This is a genomic window from Longimicrobiaceae bacterium (assembly GCA_035696245.1).
Lineage (GTDB): Bacteria > Gemmatimonadota > Gemmatimonadetes > Longimicrobiales > Longimicrobiaceae > DASRQW01.
In genome coordinates this window covers 1-5,470 of record DASRQW010000193.1, presented here as the reverse complement: position 1 = coordinate 5,470, position 5,470 = coordinate 1, and the positions used below count along the sequence as shown (strand labels likewise).

Sequence of the window (5,470 nt, the reverse complement as noted above, 5' to 3'; positions counted from 1 at the left end):
GGTGTGTCTAAATCACGTTAACGGTCAATTTACGCGAAAAAACAGATGTGTCAACGCCACGGCGCTTGCAATGGGCAACTCGAATGCGTGCTCCTGACGCCACTGTGCGCGCAGTTCCTTCGTAGATGCCAGGTTGGGATGCAGAATCTATTTTTCCGCCAAACCGTGTTGTGAACGACCGTAGGCAGATGAACCTTCCGTCCTCCGCCGTAGTTTGTGCCGCGGAACAGCCGAGTTGGGGGACGTTGTGACTGGGAGATGGGCCGCGGGCTCTTCCCCGATCCACCTGTTCCTGGAGGACCGGCGGCGGGCACCGCCTTCGAGAACACGCGGGGGTTGGGGCTGTGCGATGCCACGCTTATATTTGGCGCCTGGCGGCGCGGCGGCTTCTCGCGCGTCCGCGGTATGCGAACGCAGGTCCGCACGCCCGTCCGGGCGCGCGCCGGCACACACCCCTGCACGGGGGCGAGGGCTTCATGGCATCACCGTTCCTCAGCTCGGAAGAGTACGACGAGCAGGCCCACCGCTTCTACGACGCGGGCGACTACGACGCCGCGCTCGAGGTGCTGCGCGAGGGCCTGGCGCACCACCCCGAGTCGGTGCTGCTGCACGTGGGCGTGGGCTACGTGCGCATGGCGCGCGAGGAATACGCCTGGGCCCGCGGCTCCTTTCGCCGCGCGCTGGACCTGGACGACGACTACGAGGACGCGTGGGTGGGCCTGGGCGAGACCCTGCTCAAGTTCGGCCAGGTGGACGAGGCGGTGCGCTGCTTCGCGCGCGTGGACGAGATGGGGCTGGCCGACGACCTGGAGCTGGGCCTCACCATCGGCCGCGCGCTGTACCGCGAGGGTCTGTTCGCCGACGCCCGCTCGCGCTTCAGTGTCCTGGGCGCCGCGCACCCCGACTCGGCCGAGGTCGCGGCGGCGCGCGGGTACACGCTGCACGCGCTGGGCGACGACGTGGGCGCGCGCCGCGAGCTGCGGCGGGCGCTGCGGCTGGACGCCGAGCTTCACGAGGCGCGCATCTACCTGTCGCACCTGCTGCACGACCGCGGCGACAGCGCCGGCGCCCTGGCCGAGCTGGAGCGCGTGCCTCCGGCCGAGCACTGGGACACGCTCTCGCTCTGGCGCTACATCGAGCTGAAGTGCTCGCTCGCGGGGCTGCAGGACGGCGACGCCCTCTTCGTCCCCTGGCGCGAGCGGCTGGCCGAGCTGGAGGCAGAGCCCGACGAGATCGACCACCTGCTGGCCGAGGTCGAAGCCTCGTTCGAGGGCGGGGGAGACGACGTGCCGCCCGCCGTGGCCGACGCGTCGTCGCAGATCGACTTCATCATGCGCATGCTCAGCCCCGGCGAGGCGCGCGGCGACACCGAGGTGCAGATGCACCGCGTGCGCACCGTGGAGGGCCGCGTGTACGAGGGCACGTGGGAGCAGATCGTGGCGCGGATGCGCGACACCACGGCCGACCCGGACGAGCCGCTGGCGTCGTTCATGCACCGCGCGGCCCTGCTGGTCCGCGAGCGCACGGGCGCCGAGCTGCCCTGCGACACCGCCGAGGCGTTCGTCCGCGGCGGAGCACGCATCGGGCTGCTGCGCATCGAGTCGTGACGCGGGCCACGGGCCAGGTACGTACCCAACGGCTGACGGGAAGGGACGGGGGATGAGCACGGACCGGGAATCTACGCTGCGGCCGCTGCGCGCGGCCGAGCAGGAGCTGTGGGCGCTTCGCGGCGGCGACGAGGGCGCCAGGGCGCGTGCGGTGGTGAGGCTGGCGGGGGCGGTCGAGACCACGCTGCGGCGCCTGCTGCGCGACGACCCCACCGCGCCGGTGGACCTGCGCCTGCGCGCGCTGTCGCCAGACGACCTGCCGGCCGAGGCCATGCTGGCCGAGCTGCGCCAGCGCGACCGCCTGCCCATGGAGCTGGCGGCGGGCTTCTACGAGATGATGGCCGGCGCGAACCGCATCGCCGCGGGCGGCGCGGCCACGCAGCGCGACGCCGACGTGGCGCTCTCCGTGGCCGAGGGGCTGGAGCGGCACGTCACCGCGCATCCCCTGCCCACGGCCATGCAGGACCCGGTCTTCACGCCCGCGGACCAGACGCTCATCCCCCCGTCGGCCGAAGAGGAGGCCGTGCACGCCGTGCCCACCTCCGCCTCGCGCGGGCGCCCGTGGGGGCTGATCGCCACAGCGGCGGTGCTGGCGGCGCTGCTCGTGGGCGCGGCGGTGTGGCTCACGCGCGGGCGGAGCGGCACGGCCGAGTTGGCGCGCGGAGAGTCGCTCTTCCGCCAGGGCCAGGTGAACGAGGCCGAGCGGACCTTCATGGCGTACTCCGTCGCGCATCCGGACGACGCCACGCCGCACCTCTACCTCTCGCAGATCTACCGCCGCTCCGGCCGGCGGGCGGACTCCGCGCGCGAGATCAAGGCGGGGCTCCAGGCCGCGCCCGACGACCCGCGGCTGCGCACCGAGCTGGGCTTCCTGCTGCTGGACAGCGGGCACCCTGCGCAGGCGGTCCCGCACTTCCGCACCGCCATCGCCGCGGACCCGCAGAGCACGCTCGGCTGGGGCGGCCTGGTCCGCGCACTCCGCGCCGCCGGCCAGCCCGCCGCCGCCGAGCGCGCGCTGGCCGGCGCCCCGCCGCAGGTGCGCGCGATGATCCCCGCCGCGCCCTTGCCGGCCGCGCCCGCGTATCCAGCCGATGGCACCGTTCCCGCCGGCGGCCCCGGCGCGCCCGCGGGCGCCCAGCCGCCGGCCGTGACCGTCCCGTAGCGCACCGCCGCCGCGACTTCCTCTCCCGTTTCCGCACCCCCAAGCAGCCCGATGGACGCACTGGACCGCCTGTACCGGCGGATGGTAGAGAGCCTGGCCCACGCCCCGCGCGAGGCCGGCGGCGTGCCCGTGACCATCGGCGAGGTGTACCAGACACTGGTGCCGTACCGCGCCGTGCGGGCGGACCTGGGCTTCACCGAGCTGGCCGCGTACGAGCACGCCCTGCTGCGCCTGCTGGCCGGCGAGCGCGGGTACGTGCGCGTGGACGCGGTCGACGTGCTGGAGGAGCTGCAGCGCGAGCTGGCCGCGCCGAATCCCATCCTCGGCGTCTACCGGGACTACTCCGACGCCGCGGCGCACGTCAACCCCAACATCGCCGTGCGGATCGACGTGCCGTCGCCGCCGCCTCCCGCCGCCTCCGCTGCGTCTCCCGCGGGCGAGCGCGCGCCGCGCCGCGCGGGTGCGAAGCCGCCGCCGTCGATGGACGCCACCTCGCCCCGCCAGGCCGCTCCCGCCGCCGCGCCGCAGGCGCCTCCCGCGCCCGCGTGCCCCGGCTGCCGGTCCACGCTGCCCAAGGACGGCGACGTGCGCTTCTGCCCGTTCTGCGGCAAGTGCCTCAAGCCCGTGCCGTGCGCCGAGTGCAGCGCCATGGTGGAGCCGGAGTGGAGCTTCTGCGCCAACTGCGGCTGGCCCCGGCAGACGGCGCCGGCCCCCGCGCCCAAGCCGGAACAGCGCTTGCGGTAGGGGCGGGCTCGACCGGGCGCCGCCCCCGCCGTTTTCGGCGGCGCGGCGCCCGCGGCAAATGGCCGGGCAACGGGGAAAGAGGTACGGATGCGGCGAGGGGCGTGGATGGCGGCCGTGCTGGTCGCGGCTGCGGCATGCGGGAAGGGTGCGGGCGCGGGCGGCGGGGCGGACGGGCAGCAGGCGGAGGCTCCGGTGGTGCACAGGGCCGCGCCGCCGGGGGCCATGCCGCAGGGCGTGGCGGCCGACGCGGGCACCGAGGGCCAGCAGATCTTCGCCGAGCGGTGCGTGGTGTGTCACGGCGAGAACGGCGAGGGGACGCAGCTGGGCTCCGCGCTCACCGACACCGCGTGGACCGTGGCGAAGGGCGGCTCGTTCGAGGAGATCGGCACCGTGGTGCGCAACGGCGCCCCCGGCCGCAAGGACGAGATTTCGTACATGCCCGCGTCGCACGAGCTCACCGACGCTCAGGTCCGCGCCGTCGCCGCCTACACGTACTCCCTCTCGCACAAGCAGTAGGCGAGATACGGACGTGAGGAAGCCTCCGGAGAGGTCATCTCTTCGGAGGCTTCTTGCGTGGGTCGCGCTTCGGATGCGGTTGGTGCGTCGGGCCGCTCCGGAGCCAGGCGGTCGGCACCTCTGAACTGCGGTGCCTGCCGCCCGTCTCCTGCGCGGGGTCGGGGAGCCTCCTCCTCCGGCGGGCCGATACTGCCTGGCCCGCCTCCGTCCGGGGTCTCCCCGCCCGCGGCGTGAGCCTCGCGTGCTCCACGCCGGCTGACGGATCACGCCGCGCGAGTCTCCCGCCGCACATCATTTTGGGGTACGACGAACGGTGCGATTCGTCGTACCCGATCCGCATCGGGTTGCGGAGGCATTGCGGATGCTCGAGAACGCCGGATCTGCGCATCCACGGAGGACGCGAGAACACCGGCGACGACACGCCCGGACGCGAGAAGGGCGCCCCGTCGAGATGACGGGGCGCCCTTCTTCAGCTGCTTCCGGGGAAGCGGCTCAGTCGACGCGGGTCACGTTCTCCGCCGCGGGGCCCTTGGCACCGTCGACGATGGTGAACTCGACCCGCTCGCCCTCGGCGAGGGTGCGGAAGCCCTGCGCCTGGATGGCGGAGTGATGGACGAAGCAGTCCTTCTCCCCGCTCTCAGGCGTGATGAAGCCGAAGCCCTTCGCGTCGTTGAACCACTTCACGGTACCGGTGGTGCGCATTCGGTGTTTCCCTTTGTGTGATTGCTGTCCGGCCCCTTAGCTCGGGTCCGGACGGTCTGATCGCGGGCCTAGAACTGCCCCCCGCGGCGGGCACTGCGGCGGTCCTTCGCACGACGGCGCTGCGCAGCCTTCGACTTGGCCTTCTTCGCCTCGCTGGGCTTCTCGTAGAACCGCTTGCGGCGCATGTCCTTGAACAGACCCGAACGGATCATGCGACGGCGGAACTGCTTCAGCGCCCAGTCCAGACGATCGTTCTCACCAAGCTGAATCTCGACCACGCAATACCTCCAGGTGCGGAATCTGATGGAAATGAAAAAAGAGACCGGCTCGGTAGTAGCGGCGCCCAGGTCTCTTCTGTCTCCGGTTCTACAAACGACCGTTGCAGGGCCCATTTGTCGCTAAACTCGATTATAGCTAGCCCCCTCGCACCTGTCAACCCTCGCCGCCGCTGCGTTGATGCCCTCCCGCCCTCAGGGTGGACGGCGGACAGCGACAGGTGATCGGCCCGCAGATCGAAGCTCTACCGGACCGCGAAGCTCGTGCTCCGCCATCCGCCCAATCCGCATCGCCAGAACCGGTCGCATCTACAGTAACGCAGTGGGGCCGCACCTCGCCTGGTGGTGCGGCCTCTCGCGTGCCGACTGACGGCCGGTGCTACTTGCCGGCCGACTTCTTCGCGGTGGCGCCGCCGCCCTTGCTCCCGCCGGCCGACTTCTTGGCCGCAGCGCCCGTGCTCTTG

General features: G+C 72.3%; 6 protein-coding genes. 4 read left to right on the top strand and 2 right to left on the bottom strand.

The features are described 5' to 3' along the window. The first annotated feature begins 476 nt into the window (after positions 1–476). From VFE05_09235 to VFE05_09220, 4 genes are all read left to right on the top strand, one after another. Positions 477–1,607 (top strand): tetratricopeptide repeat protein, encoded by a 1,131-nt coding sequence (locus VFE05_09235; protein HET6230239.1) that lies wholly within the window; start codon positions 477–479, stop codon positions 1,605–1,607. A gap of 52 nt (positions 1,608–1,659) precedes the next feature. Beyond that, positions 1,660–2,769, top strand: coding sequence for a tetratricopeptide repeat protein (locus tag VFE05_09230; protein ID HET6230238.1), 1,110 nt, complete (start codon positions 1,660–1,662; stop codon positions 2,767–2,769). Positions 2,770–2,820: 51 nt separating this feature from the next. Further along, positions 2,821–3,513: a zinc ribbon domain-containing protein gene (locus tag VFE05_09225; protein ID HET6230237.1), complete on the top strand. Its 693-nt coding sequence runs from the start codon at positions 2,821–2,823 to the stop codon at positions 3,511–3,513. Positions 3,514–3,618: 105 nt separating this feature from the next. Further along, positions 3,619–4,029, top strand: a complete 411-nt coding sequence (locus VFE05_09220) for a c-type cytochrome (protein HET6230236.1) — start codon at positions 3,619–3,621, stop codon at positions 4,027–4,029. Positions 4,030–4,521: 492 nt separating this feature from the next. On the opposite strand, the gene VFE05_09215 is transcribed toward VFE05_09220, so the two are convergent. Together VFE05_09215 and rpsU are read right to left on the bottom strand one after the other, a co-directional pair. After that, positions 4,522–4,731, bottom strand: a complete 210-nt coding sequence (locus VFE05_09215) for a cold shock domain-containing protein (GenBank protein HET6230235.1) — start codon at positions 4,729–4,731, stop codon at positions 4,522–4,524. A 68-nt stretch (positions 4,732–4,799) separates the two neighbouring features. Continuing rightward, positions 4,800–5,009, bottom strand: a complete 210-nt coding sequence (gene rpsU / locus VFE05_09210) for a 30S ribosomal protein S21 (protein ID HET6230234.1) — start codon at positions 5,007–5,009, stop codon at positions 4,800–4,802. Positions 5,010–5,470: the final 461 nt, after the last annotated feature.